Below are 16,439 nucleotides of genomic sequence, written 5' to 3'. Positions count from 1 at the left end.
GTGACTTAAGGTCGGCTGAGGCCCTTTTTCGGGTCGCCGATAATATCGTAGAAACTCAAATCCATTTCCTCCGCCAGACAATCAACAATATCTGGAACAATACGGTCGTGAAAGTCAGTCGCCATGTGATACTCAAAGGCTGATTCATCCGTGAAAGTGGCGACGCAGTAATAAGTGTTCGGGTCATCGCGCGACTTGATAAGCTCGTAAACAGGGGTTTCAGGCTCATGAGCATAGGTAAGGTCGCGCAATTCAGTTTGTGCGTTTTCAAATTTCTCCCGTTTGGCGGGGTCAATTACAAGTTTAGCAAGAAAGGCTGTCATGTCTTTTCCTATCAAGTAAGCGGATCAAGGTATTCGCGCTCATAGCCTCCGTCGAGACAGGGAATCATATCAGCTGCGATTTCTTTAAAATGTTCAGTTTCCTGATGTGCCTGATCATCCGCTTCAGTTTTGAAACTTTCGATGACGGCAAAGCTGTTTTCTTCTCTTAGGCGGAAAAACTTGTACATCAGACAGTTTGGTTCATGTTCGGCGACGGCCTTTTCCATGCGCTCGCATGTGTCGATAAATTGATCTACCTTGTCAGGAAAAACCTTCATGCGCGCGATAAATGTGTGTGCCATGATAAACCCTCCGAAATACCTATGTATATTTTAGACAACATCCTCGTCACACGATAAGTTAAATAGAGCAAGGCGACAACTGTTGTAAAATTACAACTAAAGATTTCAACAACTCTGTCAGGACATAAAACTATTTAAAACAGAGGACTTAGAGGTTAGATTTTGTCATAGGCTATAGTCCAGACTTATCGCTTCGTATGATAATCGGTCGTAGGTCTTTTATTTAATTAATATTTGGGGTGTGTATTTTCATATTCCGATAAAACCTTTTTTGGAGGAAGAAATGCTACTTGTTCAGAAAATACTCGGTGCTAAATCACCACGTCTTCTGACATCATTTTTCGTTGGCATGTCCGTCTTTGTTTCATCTGGTGCTTTCGCACAGATTGATGAGGTCATTGTGCGTGCGTCTAAACGTGAAACAAATCTGCAGTCAACGCCAATTGCAGTTTCAGCTATTCAGGCTGAAGATGTGAATTCACTAATTGCTAGAGATATTGGTGATGTTGCTGTGTTAGCACCAAACTTTTCAGCTGCTAAAATTACTGGATTCAATGCTGCAGGTTTCTCAATGCGCGGTGCTGGTCAAACAGATATTATTGTTTATTCAGACCCACAAGTTGGTGTCGCGATTGATGACTTTATCGTCCCGCATGTTCAGACACAACTTCTAGATGTCTTTGACATTGAGCAGGTTGAAGTGTTACGCGGTCCTCAGGGTACACTATTTGGTAAAAATACAACAGCGGGTATGGTTACACTTAGAACTAAGCGTCCAGATTTAGATGAAGCAAATGCCAAATTTAATGTTCTCCTTGCTGATTTTGGCCGCCAAGAAATTCGTGCTGCAGTTAATTTACCAATAACCGATAAAATTGCTATTCGTGCTTCCGGTCTTTTTGCAGAGTCTGATGGTTATTATAAAGCCGGAGGGCTTTTGATGGATGCCCCTGCAATTGATCCAAATACACTATTATTCAGTTCATTCCCACCTGCTGATGGTTCAACCGGTGACGGTCGTGATCTGGGTGGTGAAGATGTTTTCTCTGGGCGTTTCAAAGTTCTTTACGAAGCAACCGACAAACTTACTGCTTTACTACAATATGAAATTATTCGAGACAATTCAGATGCAGTCCCATCAGTAAATGATACACCTGCCGATATAGACCCTGCAACAGGGCTTACTCGTTTTGCATGGGCGGGAGGAATTTTTAATGCACCAGTTCAGCCAGGTGATCCTTTGAACAATGCGGCATCTACTGACAGAGATGATAATCTATTGAATATGTCTCAGGGTCACCAAGTTGATGTTGATGGTCTCTATCTCAACCTTGAATACGCTATGGACAAAGGTAATGTGTTCTTCATGGCTGGAAAAAGAGAACAAGATTCACTTCTACCTAGTACTTATACAGGTGTGAATGGTACACTTTCCTTATTTGATGCAAACCGAGCAGATGTTCGTGAAACAACCCAATATGAGTTGCGTTACGCCTCTGATCTCGGGGGTAATCTTGAATATGTTACTGGTATATTTATGCAGGAAGACGATACAACTTTCTGTGTGACACAAATACTTGGTTTCCTTGATTACTTTGCAAATGTTGGTGGTGCACCTCCATTCCCTGGTACATATAACAATACGCCACTTGTACTCTGTAGTGCTCAGCAGCAGGAAGCTCAGGCTGTATTTATTGATGCCACTTATGATGTGAGCGACAGACTCTCACTTAGTGGTGGTTTCCGTTACACAGAAGAAGATAAAGCTTGGATCGGTCGTAATCGAGTACCTTTTCAATCTCTTACAGGTGGGTTTGATGTTAACTTGACGGCTGCAACAATTGGCGGACCTTTGGCTGCTGCTGACTTCACGACATATTCTGCTGGTGTTCTTGGGACTGATCAAACTTGGGAAGAAGATAGCTATCGTTTCACAGCATCTTATCAAGTATCTGACGATGTATTCTCATACATCACATATGCCAGAGGCTTTAAGTCAGGTGCGTTTAACGACCAAACAGGCACAGTTGCTGCATTGAGTGCGGCCAATATTGCACCTACTAACCCTGAATATGCTGACTCAATTGAAATTGGTTTGAAATCGGACCTCTTTGATAATCAGCTTCGTTTAAATGTCGCCGCATTTAATGTCGAGTACACAGATGCTCAGCGTCAGATTGCAGCGACTTTTGGGAACGATCAGGAAACACGCTTCTTCAACGCTGCTGAAGCTACTGTGAATGGTATTGAAACTGAGTTTACCTTTGTACCTGCCAAGGTTCCGGGTTTAACAATTCAGGGTAATTTATCACTACAGGATGGTGATTTTGACAAGTTTGAGGCCGACACCAATTTTGACGGCACAATCGATGTTGACTTCTCCGACCGTCCATTGACCAGAACACCTGAAGTCCAGGCTGCTCTGCAAGTCTCTTATGAGCAGGACTATGGTGATATTACTGGTCAAGCTGTGATGACAATCTTCCACGAAGATGATCAAGTCAATAACTACTCTGATCTCGGTGAAGCTTATGACACTGTTCTTGAAAGCAAAACGCTGATTGATGTGTCCTATGCGTTGATTGACAACAGCAATAACTACAGCGTCCGTGCATTTGTAAAAAATGCTACTGATGAGCGCTACCGCGTTTCATCACAGCCGGTTGCTACATTGTGGGTGTTCTCACAATATGGCCCACCACGTACAGCTGGTGTTGAAATGACGTTCGACTTCTAAAGTTAGTTTATACAAATTTAAAGGCCGGTTTCTTTTGAAGCCGGCCTTTTTTTATACTGTAAAGAAAAGTAGCTATGAAAATCTGTTCATACAGATAGACTAATTTTAAGTGCTTACTATAGGAGGGTTCTATGTCTGACAGACAATTATTATCAGGTCGCAAAGCTATCGTAACGGGCGGTGCTTCAGGCATTGGTGAGGCCATTGTGCTGGCTTATGCACGCGAGGGGGCACAAGTATTGGTTGTGGATTTACCCGATAGCGCGGTCTCACAAAATTTTACAGATGTTGAGGGTGTGACGCCACTGGAACAAGATATTACTGAAACAGATGCGCCACAAAATATCGTATCGGCGGCAATAGCGGCGATGGGCGGGTTTGATGTCCTGGTAAATAATGCCGGCATTTCCTGGCCGGATAGTGTCGAAGGAGAAGGCGAGGAGCTATGGGAAAAGACCATGGCGATTAACGTGACCTCAATGTTTCGCATCACACGCGCTGCCCTGCCCGAATTAAAGAAATCCGATACCGGACGTATTATCAACCTCGGCTCCATCATGTCTGATATGGGTGGCCCAAATCTCTTTGTTTATGGCACGTCGAAACATGCTGTTGCCGGTATGACAAAATCCATGGCTGTCGATCTCGGTCAATATGGTATTACTGTGAATTATCTCCAGCCGGGCGCAGTGGTGACAGCTTTGTCAGCTCCTTATTTTGAGGATGAAGATTTCCGTAATTACTGGATTGAGAAAGCCCCTGTCGGGCGTCTGGGTCAGCCGGAGGATGTTGCCCATGCGGCAGTTTTCCTGGCTCAGAAAGAAAGCCAGTTTATTTCCGGTCTTGGCTTGAATGTCGATGGTGGGGCGATTGTAAAATTCTAGCGGTTATGACTATTTGAAATATTCCGGTTTACCCATAGGCCACACCCAGCCGTGTTGCGCCATCCCGCCATCAACGGTGATAACTTCACCGGTAACGAATTTTGAGGAGGGGGCGACGAGATAAATTGTTGTCTCCGCCACATCCCAGACATCGCCAAATCGTTTCATCGGATTAGCTCTGTGAAATTCTTGCAGTGCCTCTGGCGGATACTGTGTCACGCCTTCGGTTTCAATCGCACCGGGGGCAATACAATTCACACGAATGTTATGTTCAGCCCATTCGGTAGAAACAGTTTTCGAGAGATAAATCACACCTGCGCGCGCAGCACAGCTATGTGCGGATTGTGGCATGCCGCGCTCCACATAGGCAGCGATATTAATGATATTGCCTTCTTGTCCGGTGTCGCACCATTTTTTGGCGGCTTCCTGCATCATCCACCATGTGCCATTCAGATTGGTGTCAATGACAGCCAGCCAGCCCTTTCGCGAGAAATCAATCGCAGCCTGTGAGAACTGCCCGCCCGCGCTGTTTATCAAAGCGTGAATGGTGCCGTGGCGATCAAAGATATCTGTAATAAAGTTTTCGACATTTTCAGGGTCACGGATATTCACTTGGGCATATTCAATATCGCGTCCGACATGTTGCCTGATGCCGTCTTTAACTTCTTGAAGCTTCTCTTCGCGACGCCCACAAATCACGACATTGGCGCCCAAACGTGCTGCCAGAAAAGCCATAGCGCGTCCCATACCCGTCCCTGCGCCGGAAATAACAATCGTCTGACTCGTGAGCAAATCTGCGCGGTAGACGGTTGAGGCCGTCGCGAGCTCCTCAATGGACATGCCTCCATATTCAGAGGACTGAAGGGGCTGGTTTTTGTCTGACATTTGAATATCCTATTCGTTCATCCCAAATATTGATACCGCGGCAACATTTCTGTTCGGAATGCCCCCAAGATTATGCGCTAGTCCAAATTTGGGGTCTTTAAGCTGTCGGTCATTGGCACGACCAAGCAGTTGTAGATAAATTTCATAGGTCATGCGCAGTCCTGATGCGCCGACGGGATGACCGAAACATTTAAGACCGCCATCAATCTGACAGGGAATGTCACCTGTCGCATCAAATCTGCCATCCAGAATATCATTGGGGGCCTTGCCGTCATCCGAGAGCCATAGATCTTCCATCAGCACAAGCTCAGTAATAGAGAAGCAATCATGAACTTCGGTCAAACTGATATCCGCACGCGGATTACTGATACCGGCCTCGGCATAAGCGCGTTCTGAGGCTTTGCGCGTTGTGACCGTCCCTGCGCCGTCCCAAGACTGGTGACCCATTTCAACACCATTGGAGGGGGATAGTTGCATGGACTTAACCGTAACAAAATTTTCACCGACAAGATCTTTGGCGATTTCCGGGCGGGCAACAATCGCGCATGAGGCTCCGTCCGATACGCCACAACAGTCAAATACACCCAATGGATAGGCAACCGGGGGGGCGTTGAGAATCTGTTCGATAGACAGTTTTTTGCGTAAATGTGCTTTTGGGTTTAAAAATCCGTTTTCATGGCTCTTCCAAGAAACATGTGCCATGGCCTTTTTAAGGTCTGCCATATCCAGCCCGTATTTATGGGCATAGGCTGCGCCAAGTTGTGCAAAGGCGCCTGGCGGGGTAAAGCCGGGCTGATAAAGGTCTTCAAATGTCCCTTTTGTTCGTTCAGGGAGACCGGCAAAACCAGTATCTTTTAATTTTTCACATCCGACGGCGAGTGCAATGTCACATGCGCCAGCCGCTACGGCATAGACTGCACCGCGCAGGGACTCCGTTCCAGTGGCACATAGATTTTCAACACGGGTGACGGGGATATTCGGCAAGCGTAAATATTGCGACAGCGGATAAGCAGATTTGCCGACATTTTGTTCGTCATAAAATACCCCAAACCAGGCAGCATCTATGCTCTCTTTTTCAATCTTTGCATCGTTAAGAGCTTCTTCAAAAGCTTCGGTGATGAGGTCTTCGGGGCGCGCATCCCAGCGTTCGCCGAATTTACTACAACCCATGCCTATGATAGCGACTTTGTCTTTAATACCTTCAGCCATGTCAGTCCTTCGCCTTACACTTTTCTCTGAGCGGCAGCTTTCCAGAAATATCTGTGGAAGCCGCGCTTGTCATCAATATCCTTAATACGGAAATCCATCTCAACTTTGTCTCCAATGGCAATATCCCCGGGGGCAAATCCTGTCATTTCGATAAACATATTACCGCCGCCCTCAAAGGAGATATTTCCGTAAATTAATGGTGGGTTGCGGTTAAAGGCCATCCAATCTTCCGTAAAAGATTTCACCGTGGCAGGTATATCGGCAAAACGGTAATATTGCTGGGTATCAAGTGCGTTACACTCTGGGTTCACGCATCGTCTGGCTTTGGGGAATTGAGGCGTACCACATGAGGTGCAGATACCGCCAACAAGGCCGTAAATATCGCGGCTTTTGTCAAAAGCAACGGTTTGAGCGGTGCGATTATCGCGCTCTGCGCGCATCCCCCAATCCGGGTGGAATTGCCCGTTAGAGGCCAGGAAACGCGGATAATTATCCTCAATCCGTAAATTAGTCATAAAGTTCTGAACTGTGATAGATGCCTGATAGCGCGTAATTTTTTCGGTTGTCCTCAGAAGAATGGCATCCATTCCTTGACCAAACCCGGTCAATAAAATCAGACTATCCGGCGTTGCGCGGTCAAGGCAGTCATTCAGCATAAGCAAAGGGTGCGCGACACCTGAGAAGCCACAATCCGTAAACAGTGCATCCGCAACAGCGTCTTCTTGAATACCGCATTTGCGGGCAATAGCACGGGCATGAGACGGATAAGCGACAGGAAGAATAAAGTGGTCAATATCCTCAACGCTCAGATTATTTTCTTCCAAAAGTGTCGTAATGAGAGGCGAAACGATTTTTGCCAATCCCTCTTCACGCACCCAGCGTTCTTCCAGCACATAATCCGTACCGCTTTCTGCAGTGCGGTAATGGTCAACGAAATCTGAACGCACAGATTGGGTAGCAACTAATTCGGCAATTACATTTTTAGATCCTGTTAGTATGGCCGCACCGGCATCTCCAGCCAGCATTTCCATGACATTTGCAGGCTGAACAGGTTTTTTTTCGCCCGCGGCAATTAGCAGTCCATCGCTTTGATTGTGACAGGCCGTGACCAGTGGGGCGAGTGCTGCACGTTGACTGCCCGATGAGTCGTAACAATGTGTGTGGTCAGCTAAATCAAGCGCAGCCGCAACGATACCGGCATTGGAACGATCAAGAAACGGGGCTGTGGTCGAGGCAAAACTGAGTTGTTGAACTTGTGTATTATCGGCGGTTTTTAGCAATTGGCGAGCGGCGGCGACGGCAAGCGTCACTGCGTCTTCATCCCAATCGGCATAACTTCTTTTGCCTTTGGCGTATGCCTTTAAGCCGCCTTGTATCCAACCAATCTGGTCAAAAATAGACTGACGCGAAATTGCTTGAAACGGCAAATAGCTGCCATATGCGATAAGTCCAAAATTTGCCATCGGATACCCTTTATTCCCCGGCTTTGGAGGCGTAAGGGTCCATGATATAAGGCCCCATTAGGGGCTCAATGCGCGTACCCTCTGGGAGGTTCTCTTCGCCAATCAGCCTATCCAAATGTTCGTGCCAGTGATAGATGCGTCTCTCCTGATATGAAAGAGGTGTGCCTTGAAAGCCGTCTGACTCAACAGAGATTTGAATTTGTTCGGCGAATTGGGTGTCTTCTTCGAGGATTTTATCAAAATTTCCCAGACGCGTCTCCCAGATGTCAGATAATGGGCCGTCCCCCCAATCAGGCGCAACCCAAATGACCTCAATTTCCATCGTGTTAATGGTTTTAGGCCAGAAGATAATTAATGAGTTGCCACTGGCATAAGGCGGGCAGACAATATTAGGATAAATATTATATGAGAAATTATTTACACGCCCAACTTCGCCAACAGTCTCGACTTCAGGTAGGCCCTCAACGCCCGGGTCAACCCAGTTAGGATCCCGATGCGGCGTAACCATTCGTGAATGACCATTTGGCCATAGCTCAATATATGTGCCCAGATGATCCAGAAATCTATCGACGGTTTTTTGGTGAATGGATTTCAGGTGGTATGTCTCCTGAAATGCATCCAGCAGGATTTTAACATTGCACTTAATATCCAATGTTGTTTTTCTGACAAGGCGCATATTTTCACTCTGGAACTGCGCCATATCTGTTGGTACCGGATGAAGATAATCCATCAGTGGCTTTGCATCTTTATCAAGATTGATGAAGACCATTTTGCCGAAAACTTCAACGCCGACCTCAACCAGACTGTGACAGGACTTGTCAAAATCAGGAAAATCACGTGGGTCGCGCATGTTAATCAGATGTCCTTTATCGTCATAAGACCAGCCATGATAAGTACATACGAAAAGATTGCGGCGGCCTGTCTGCTCGCGCACAACTGGCGCACCACGGTGGCGGCAAGTATTGTAAAAGCCGCGTAATTTATCATCACGTCCGCGTACGATAAAAATCGGCGACCCAATGCGTTCCCAGAGATAAAAGCTGCCCGGTTCCGGCAACTCATCCATATGACAGGCGAAGAGCCAGCTTTTTTTCCACAGATGCTCTATTTCGAGATCAAAAAAAACCTGATCGGTATATCTTTTCGCAGGAATTGGAGGCAATTTTGGGAACCCTGGGGGCGGTCCCTCCCGAGATTGCTCATAAGCCATACCTTCTTCTAAGGTTTTTATACGTGAGGCGTCCATTAAATGTCCATTTTATTTAGTAATAGGATTTTCTTATACATATAAAAGATATGCGTATAACTCTCAATCAGGTAAAGTATTCATGCCTATAAGAAAGACTTATATAGCTCGCAATCAGTCTAGTACAATTGTATATAATAAATATTAACTGAGAACTTTATAATCTGTAATTAAAAAAATATGTCTAATTTATTGGAAAATATCAGAGTGATCGATATTGGCCGTTATGTTGCAGGCCCCTATTGTGCAACGCTTCTGGGTGCGCTTGGGGCAGATGTTATTCGGGTCGAGCGCCCGGATGGTGGAGAAGATAGGTTTATTTCGCCCCTTTCTTTCGATGATAATGGGCAGCCCGGCGAGGGTGGTCTGATATATCAGACCGGATGGGGTAAAAAATCACTATCACTAAATCTTTCGGACGAACGTGGGCGTGAGATTTTAGGGAAGTTAGTCGATACCGCAGATATTGTCGTAGCAAATCTGCCACCCGTGGCGCTCCGGCGCCTCGGTTTGGACTGGGAAACAGTGTCCCGGCGTTGCCCTGAAATTATTCTGGTGACCCAAACTGGTTTCGGTGATACGGGACCTGACAGCACTAAGGGCGGATTTGACGGTATCGGGCAGGCCATGTCCGGCGCGATGTATCTGACAGGAGTCCCCGGTAATCCGGTTAAGGCTGGTGCGCCCTATGTAGATTATGCAACGGCACTGATGTCGGCATTTGCAACCATGGCCGCGCTGAAGGAGCGTGATAAGACTTGCAAAGGCCAGCATGTTCAGACTTCCTTATTGAACACAGCACTGGCGGTGATGAATGCACACCTCATTGAACAGGGTGTCACAGGAATTGACCGTGTTGGAACGGGCAACCGGGTACAGACCTCTGCGCCGTCGGATGTGTTTGCAACATCGGACGGGCACATTCTGGTGCATACGGTAGGTAACAATTTGTTCAAGCGATGGGCAGAGACTGTTGGTAAGCCGGAGCTTGTCGAAGATGAACGGTTTCAGTCTGACCAGCATCGTGGCGATAATAATGATGTTTTATGCGACATCATGGCCGCGTGGTGTTCTCAACGTACAACTTCTGAGGCATTAGCACTGCTTCAGGAAAAGGGCGTGCCCAGTGGGCCCGTTTTGTCGCTGCAACAAGCCCTTGACAATCCGCAGGCTGGTGCCATGTCTTATTTTACATCTGTTGCGGTCAATGGAATGGAAGGCAAGTTTGCCCCCGTTTTGGGTCTGCCGGCACAGTTTTCATCATTGACCCCCAACGCGCCGACAGCGCCGCCGGAAATCGGGGGTCATAACGCAGAAATTTTAAGTGAGCTTGGACTGTCCGACGCTCAAATTGAGGAACTTGAAACACAAGGCATTATCTAGCCGATAGGGAAATATCATGGATTTCAAATTAACCGAAGATCAGCAAGCATTTCAGAAAACTGCCAGAGATTTCGCGCAATCGGAATTACCGGAAGCTGCGCAAATTTGTGAGACTGAGGCATCACCTCCGACACATGAACTCATTCGCAAATATGGTGAGATGGGCTTTCTGGGCATTAATGTGCCTGAAGAATATGGCGGGCTTGGTCTTGGTAATATTGACGCGCTGATAGTCCTTGAAGAATTTGCCAAAATTTCTTCAGCCATTGCGTTTCCTGTTTTTGAATCCTGTGTTGGTCCCGTCAAAGCGATTGAACATTTTGCTGAAGAGAGCTTGAAGAAAAGAGTCATCCCAGAAGTCTGTTCTGGTGAAATGATTGTGGCGGTAGCCATGTCTGAGCCGGATGCTGGCTCGGCTTTGACGGATTTGAAGACCAAAGGACGCGTGACTAACGATAAGGTGATTTTGAACGGGCTAAAAAGATGGTGCTCCGGCGGCGGTCATGCGGATGGTTATGTTGTTTATTGCCGTTTGTCCGATGATCCGGGCGCGAAAGGCATTGGTGCTGTTTTTGTCGAGAAAGACGCGCCAGGCATATCTTTCGGCCAGCAGGAAAGTCTTATGGGTTTCCGCGGAGTCCCTTCTTGTGACATTTTTTTGGATGATGCTGAGGTGCCTTTAGAAAATATTATTGTTCCGGCAGGCGGATTTAAGAAGCTGATGGAAGCGTTTGATCTTGAGCGTTGTGGCAATGCCACCATGGCGTTGGGGCAGGCTTCGGGTGCGCTGGAGGATGTGATGGTCTATGTGCAGGACCGCAAGCAATTCGGAAAACCTATTGTCGATTTTCAGGCTGTCCAGATTAGGCTTGCGGAGATGCAAATGCGGGTTGAAGCGGCACGTCTGCTTATTCATCGTGCGGCCTCTAATGCGGAGGATAATTTGCCGAGTATTCTCGACTCTTCTGTTGCCAAATGTTTTGCCAATGAAATTGCGCGCGAAGTAACTTCCAACGCCGTTCAGCTAATGGGGGCTTATGGCTATTCCAAAGATTTCAATATGGAACGCCGGATGCGCGACTCATGGGGCTGGGGTATTGCTGGTGGTGCCATTGATATTCAGAAGGTGAATATTGCCTCCGCTATGGTGGGTCGACGTTTTAATCAACGTGCCCAATAAGGTCAAATTAAGGCTTTCTGCAGGAGTTTAAGGTGTCCGATAATTTTGTGTTGGCAACGGGGGTGGATACCCTTGAAGAAAATGAAAATCGCGCTTTTGATTTAAATGGTGTGTCGGTTCTAATTTGCAAAACCGTTGAAGGTATCTACGCGGTTGAGAATATGTGTACTCATCAACTTCAGCCGCTTGAAGGTGGGCGCATTCGGGGATGTTTCGTTTTCTGTCCGCTTCATGGGCAAAGGTTTGACCTAAAAGACGGCTCACCTATTGGTGCCCTGACAAAAAAACCGATACGGGTTTTTCCTGTTAAAATAGAAAATGATGATATTTATGTTGATATGAGCGCCTAATCTTCTGTGAGATAGCGTCTTTGTAACTCTTCGATTTCCACGGAACCCAGTTCGAGGCCTTCTTTGAGGAAGCTCTCGACGGAACCATATTCTTCGTGAATCGTCTCAAAACCGGCATTTAAGTAATCGGCCTGGACTTTCATAACCGCATCCAATAAATCGTCCGCGATGTCTCTCTCAAGACGTTCTTTGAGGTTCTTCTTGCGAATTTCAGTGGAAGCCGCTGTTAGAGTGTTCGTCAGCAAATAATCCTTCATGATGGTGTCTTCCGGCACCTTAAGTGCTGATAAAATCATTGCAGCGGCAAAACCGGTACGGTCTTTTCCGCCCATACAATGAAATAGAAGTGGGATATTCTCATCCTCAAGAAGTAGCTTAAAGAAATTGGCAAAAACATTATTATGATGGCTAACAAATCTGCGATTGGCAGCTTTCATCATATCATGTAAATGGCTGGCATCAGATAATTCACCACTAAAAAGACTGCGCCACATATCTTCCACAAAAGCGCCGCCCTCAAAAACTTCCATCCATAAGGTTTGGGTGTCCTCAAGTGTATCAGTGCGGCTAGGCGCTTCTTTCCTCTCATGATCTGAGCGAAAGTCGATAATCTTCCGAATATTGAGCCTTTTAAAATAATCTATATCTGCATCGGTTAGGGCAGATAGCCTGTCGGCTCTATAAATGACCCCCCATTTAACGGCCTTGCCATCTTGGTTTATGTAGCCGCCTAAATCTCGAAAATTTCGGGGTCCGTCGAAAGGAAGGCGTCGCCATTTCTCACGCTCATTTTTATCGGTTACGGCAGGAATAGGGCGCGCAGCACTCGGCGTTTCTTGGTGGTCTTGCGAATTTTTATCTAGCATTTGTCTAATCTTATTTGGTTTCTATCCAACACAGGCATATTCTAACGAGGCTTTATAAAAGAATTATGATGCACCTAGTTTAAATCAAGAATTGATTTTAACCAGTCTATAAACGCATCTCCTGTGGCGACACGGTCAATATCTTTTGCGTTCAACATTGAGAGTGCTGCCCCGGTTTCGAATTGTATGGTTTGAGTGGCGCGTTTTGATATATCTGTGTCCGCTGACATTTTCCCGAGGCTTTTCAGTCGTGAAAAAAGCTTTTCCAGATATCTGATACGCGCTGTTTCAACTTGTCTGAAGCGAGTTCTGAATATCGGGTTTTGGGCTGCAAACCCCATTAATTCAAGCCGCACCCGCCAGTGGTCTTTCGCTGTTTCTTCATAGGGCAGGCTTTGTTTGATCGTTTCAAGAAAGGCAAGCGCAGGATTTGGATGATTGGGTAGCAAGACACCCTGTTGCATAGCAGGTAGAATTTTATCGCTCAAAACTGCGCTGATTAAATCTTCTCTAGAACTAAAATGATATGTCAGCGTGCCGAGCGAGCAATTCGCATGACTGGCGATATGCCGGAATGTCAATCTGTCTAGTCCCTGTGTAGAGATAAAGTTATAAGCGACCTCAATTAAACCTGCCGAGCCGATACGACGGGTATTACTTTTTGGCACTTTGTCGCCTGCTTTATCGCCCAATTTATCATATGCCTTGACTGACATTATACCTCTATAATGCCTCTTTCAATGAGCCCGTTTATCACGCGCTCAGCCGCATCTTCAACACTCATCTCCGCAGTGTTAATTTCTATTTCAGGGTTTTCAGGCGCTTCATAGGGGCTGTCGATACCTGTAAAGTTTTTCAAATTCCCGGCGCGCGCTTTTTTGTAGAGCCCTTTAGGGTCTCTGGTTTCAGCAACTGATAAAGGTGTGTTCACAAAAATTTCGATGAATTCTCCCTCTTCCATAAGGTTGCGGGCCAGTTCTCTTTCAGCCCGGAAAGGGGAAATAAATGAAACGAGCGTAATTAATCCGGCCTCAACCATCAGCTTTGAAACTTCGGCGACACGGCGGATATTTTCTACGCGGTCCGCGTCAGTAAAACCGAGGTCGCGGTTAAGGCCATGACGGACATTATCGCCATCTAAAATAAAACTATGCCGTCCGGTGGCATAGAGGCGTCTTTGAACCTCATTGGCAATCGTGGATTTGCCGGATCCCGACAAGCCGGTAAACCATAAAACAGCAGGGTTTTGACCTTTTTGCTCCGCATTGGCAGCCTTATTGATATCGAGATTTTGCCAGTGAATATTGGCTGCCCGCCTGAGTGGGAAGTTTATCATACCCATGCCGACGGTGTTATTGGTCATACGATCAATCAGAATGAAGCTGCCGGTTTGGCGGTTTTCAGCATAGCTGTCAAAAGCAATCGGGCGGTCAACGGCAAGTGTACAATTACCAATCTCATTAAGTTGTAATGTCTTCGCCGGAAGTTTTTGCAGCGTATTCACATCTGTTTTATGCTTGGGCGCGTTGACAGTTGCGGAAACAAGTCGAGAGCTTGTTTTCATTCTGTAGGAACGTCCGGGAAGCATTGGCTCCTCTGATAACCAAATGATGGTGGTGTCAAACTGATCGGAAATTTCCGGCGGGGTTTCGGAGGTTGCAATCACATCGCCGCGCGAAATATCAATCTCATCAGTAAGGGTCAGTGTCACAGACTGTCCGGATACGGCTTCATCCAAATCGCTATCCATGGTGACGATACGGGCGATTTTACTCTGTTTGCCAGATGGTAGAACGCGGATATCATCCCCAGGGCGAATAATGCCGCCAGCAATGCGCCCGGCATAACCCCTAAAATCCAAATCTGGCCGGTTGACCCATTGCACGGGCATACGGAATGGCAGGCTGGTTTCTTCAGCTTCAACATCCACCCCCTCTAGATAACCGAGCAGGCTTGGCCCTTCATACCAGGGCATGAACCGGCTACCGTCAACAATATTATCGCCGACAAGAGCTGAGACAGGAATGGCATGGAGATTAGGAATATCTAGTTGCGCGGCAAAGGCTTTGAAATCCTCAACAATCTCGTTGAAAACATTCTCGCTGTAATCAACTAAATCCATCTTATTCACCGCCAGAACAATATGGCCTACACCCAGCTGGGAAGCGATGAAGGCGTGGCGTTTTGTTTGGGTTAGAACACCTTGGCGCGCATCTATCAGCAACACTGCCAAATCTGCCGTGGAGGCACCGGTTGCCATATTGCGGGTATATTGTTCGTGACCCGGCGTATCGGCGACAATGAATTTCCGGTGTTCAGTGGCAAAAAAACGATATGCAACATCAATGGTGATGCCTTGTTCGCGTTCTGCTGCCAATCCGTCGACCAAGAGAGCGAAGTCAATATTCTCACCCTGAGTGCCAACCTTTTTTGAGTCCTGTTCAAGTGTGGTCAGTTGGTCTTCAAAAATCATTTTTGACTCATAGAGCAATCGCCCGATGAGAGTGGATTTGCCGTCATCAACGGAGCCGCATGTGATAAAACGCAAAAGGGATTTATTTTCATGCGCCTTCAAATAGGCGTCGATATCGTTTGAGATTAAATCGGATTGGTGCATCAGAAATACCCCTCCTGTTTTTTCTTCTCCATTGAGGCGGCTTGGTCATGGTCAATGACACGCCCTTGGCGTTCTGAAGTGCGCGTGAGTAGCATTTCTTGAATAATGCCCTGTAATGTATCGGCTGTGCTTTCAACTGCGCCTGTTAGCGGGTAACAACCAAGTGTTCTAAAGCGGACATTTTTGAGCATTGGTTGTTCGCCGTCATTAAGTGGCATGCGGTCATCATCGACAAAAATCAGCGTGCCATCGCGCTCAACAACAGGACGTTCGGCAGCAAAATAAAGCGGTACAATAGGGATTTGCTCAAGATGAATGTATTGCCAAATATCTAATTCAGTCCAGTTGGATAGTGGAAATACTCGAATGGACTCACCCTCATGTTTTTGAACATTATAAATGGACCATAGCTCCGGGCGCTGGTTTTTCGGATCCCACTGATGTTGAGCTGACCTGAAAGAGAAAATGCGTTCCTTTGCACGACTTTTTTCTTCATCCCGGCGTGCACCCCCGAAAGCGGCGTCAAATTCATATTTATCAAGCGCCTGTTTAAGTGCCTGTGTTTTCATGATATCTGTATGAACCGCAGATCCATGGGTAAAAGGGCCAACGCCGTCCGCCAATCCGTCGGGATTGGTGTGGGTTAGCAACTCCAGGCCGAGCTTCGCAACCAGATCATCCCGAAAAGCGATCATTTCCTTAAATTTCCAGCCAGTATCCACATGTAGAAGCGGAAAAGGGGGTTTAGATGGATAAAATGCTTTCATAGCCAGATGAAGCATTACAGCGCTATCCTTGCCGATTGAATAAAGCATGACGGGGTTTTGAGCCTCTGAAACAACTTCACGCATAATGTGAATGGCTTCTGCCTCAAGTCTTTGAAGATGTGTCAGGTGAATTTGTGCGGTTGCAGACATAATAAATCTTTCTTTTGAAGTCGCTAAATTTGCACAAATTAGTGTGAATTACAATCAAGTTCGTACGAATGTACGAA

At 46.6% G+C, this 16,439-nt stretch carries 15 protein-coding genes; 5 read left to right on the top strand and 10 right to left on the bottom strand.

Annotated features, from left to right (window positions below):
• Positions 1-5 precede the first annotated feature (5 nt).
• Both RS24_RS07020 and RS24_RS07015 read right to left on the bottom strand, forming a co-directional pair.
• Positions 6-323 (bottom strand): putative quinol monooxygenase, encoded by a 318-nt coding sequence (locus RS24_RS07020; protein WP_021777506.1) that lies wholly within the window; start codon positions 321-323, stop codon positions 6-8.
• An 11-nt stretch (positions 324-334) separates the two neighbouring features.
• A complete protein-coding gene (locus RS24_RS07015) occupies positions 335-625 on the bottom strand; it encodes a putative quinol monooxygenase (protein WP_021777505.1) in 291 nt (96 codons plus the stop codon).
• Positions 626-908: 283 nt separating this feature from the next.
• Here RS24_RS07015 and RS24_RS07010 point away from each other — a divergent pair, with 283 nt between their 5' ends.
• The gene (locus tag RS24_RS07010; protein ID WP_021777504.1) at positions 909-3,362 is read left to right on the top strand and encodes a TonB-dependent receptor; all 2,454 of its coding nucleotides are present in this window, start codon (positions 909-911) and stop codon (positions 3,360-3,362) included.
• Positions 3,363-3,493: 131 nt separating this feature from the next.
• Positions 3,494-4,246 carry an SDR family NAD(P)-dependent oxidoreductase gene (locus RS24_RS07005; RefSeq protein WP_021777503.1) on the top strand — a complete coding sequence of 251 codons (753 nt, stop codon included), beginning with the start codon at positions 3,494-3,496 and terminating at the stop codon, positions 4,244-4,246.
• A gap of 9 nt (positions 4,247-4,255) precedes the next feature.
• On the opposite strand, the gene RS24_RS07000 is transcribed toward RS24_RS07005, so the two are convergent.
• Genes RS24_RS07000 through RS24_RS06985 form a run of 4 tightly spaced genes read right to left on the bottom strand, consistent with a single transcriptional unit; the run spans position 4,256 to position 9,049 of the window.
• Positions 4,256-5,131 carry an SDR family oxidoreductase gene (locus tag RS24_RS07000; RefSeq protein ID WP_021777502.1) on the bottom strand — a complete coding sequence of 292 codons (876 nt, stop codon included), beginning with the start codon at positions 5,129-5,131 and terminating at the stop codon, positions 4,256-4,258.
• Between the two features lie 9 nt (positions 5,132-5,140).
• Positions 5,141-6,340: an acetyl-CoA acetyltransferase gene (locus tag RS24_RS06995; RefSeq protein ID WP_021777501.1), complete on the bottom strand. Its 1,200-nt coding sequence runs from the start codon at positions 6,338-6,340 to the stop codon at positions 5,141-5,143.
• 14 nt (positions 6,341-6,354) lie between these two features.
• The gene (locus tag RS24_RS06990) at positions 6,355-7,803 is read right to left on the bottom strand and encodes a 3-oxoacyl-[acyl-carrier-protein] synthase III C-terminal domain-containing protein (protein ID WP_021777500.1); all 1,449 of its coding nucleotides are present in this window, start codon (positions 7,801-7,803) and stop codon (positions 6,355-6,357) included.
• A gap of 10 nt (positions 7,804-7,813) precedes the next feature.
• On the bottom strand, positions 7,814-9,049 hold the full coding sequence (locus RS24_RS06985; RefSeq protein WP_021777499.1) for an aromatic ring-hydroxylating oxygenase subunit alpha: 1,236 nt from the start codon (positions 9,047-9,049) through the stop codon (positions 7,814-7,816).
• A gap of 180 nt (positions 9,050-9,229) precedes the next feature.
• Between RS24_RS06985 and RS24_RS06980 the strand changes: the two genes are divergently transcribed.
• Genes RS24_RS06980 through RS24_RS06970 form a run of 3 tightly spaced genes read left to right on the top strand, consistent with a single transcriptional unit; the run spans position 9,230 to position 11,962 of the window.
• Positions 9,230-10,432 carry a CaiB/BaiF CoA transferase family protein gene (locus RS24_RS06980; protein WP_021777498.1) on the top strand — a complete coding sequence of 401 codons (1,203 nt, stop codon included), beginning with the start codon at positions 9,230-9,232 and terminating at the stop codon, positions 10,430-10,432.
• Between the two features lie 16 nt (positions 10,433-10,448).
• On the top strand, positions 10,449-11,612 hold the full coding sequence (locus tag RS24_RS06975) for an acyl-CoA dehydrogenase family protein (protein ID WP_021777497.1): 1,164 nt from the start codon (positions 10,449-10,451) through the stop codon (positions 11,610-11,612).
• 32 nt (positions 11,613-11,644) lie between these two features.
• Positions 11,645-11,962, top strand: coding sequence for a Rieske (2Fe-2S) protein (locus RS24_RS06970; protein WP_021777496.1), 318 nt, complete (start codon positions 11,645-11,647; stop codon positions 11,960-11,962).
• Here RS24_RS06970 and RS24_RS06965 read toward each other — a convergent pair.
• From RS24_RS06965 to cysD, 4 genes are all read right to left on the bottom strand, one after another.
• Positions 11,959-12,828, bottom strand: a complete 870-nt coding sequence (locus RS24_RS06965) for a tyrosine-protein phosphatase (protein WP_021777495.1) — start codon at positions 12,826-12,828, stop codon at positions 11,959-11,961. The genes RS24_RS06970 and RS24_RS06965 overlap by 4 nt on opposite strands.
• Positions 12,829-12,902: 74 nt before the next feature.
• Positions 12,903-13,544 carry a TetR/AcrR family transcriptional regulator gene (locus tag RS24_RS06960; RefSeq protein ID WP_021777494.1) on the bottom strand — a complete coding sequence of 214 codons (642 nt, stop codon included), beginning with the start codon at positions 13,542-13,544 and terminating at the stop codon, positions 12,903-12,905.
• Positions 13,544-15,448, bottom strand: a complete 1,905-nt coding sequence (gene cysN / locus RS24_RS06955; RefSeq protein ID WP_038300793.1) for a sulfate adenylyltransferase subunit CysN — start codon at positions 15,446-15,448, stop codon at positions 13,544-13,546. Before cysN ends, RS24_RS06960 begins: the two co-directional genes overlap by 1 nt.
• Positions 15,445-16,362 carry a sulfate adenylyltransferase subunit CysD gene (cysD, locus tag RS24_RS06950; protein ID WP_021777492.1) on the bottom strand — a complete coding sequence of 306 codons (918 nt, stop codon included), beginning with the start codon at positions 16,360-16,362 and terminating at the stop codon, positions 15,445-15,447. Before cysD ends, cysN begins: the two co-directional genes overlap by 4 nt.
• Positions 16,363-16,439 lie beyond the last annotated feature (77 nt).

Source organism: Candidatus Micropelagos thuwalensis, assembly GCF_000469155.1.
Taxonomy (GTDB): domain Bacteria; phylum Pseudomonadota; class Alphaproteobacteria; order RS24; family RS24; genus Micropelagius; species Micropelagius thuwalensis.
The sequence above is the reverse complement of the archived record's forward strand: the minus strand, read 5'-3'. Positions and strand labels throughout refer to the sequence as shown.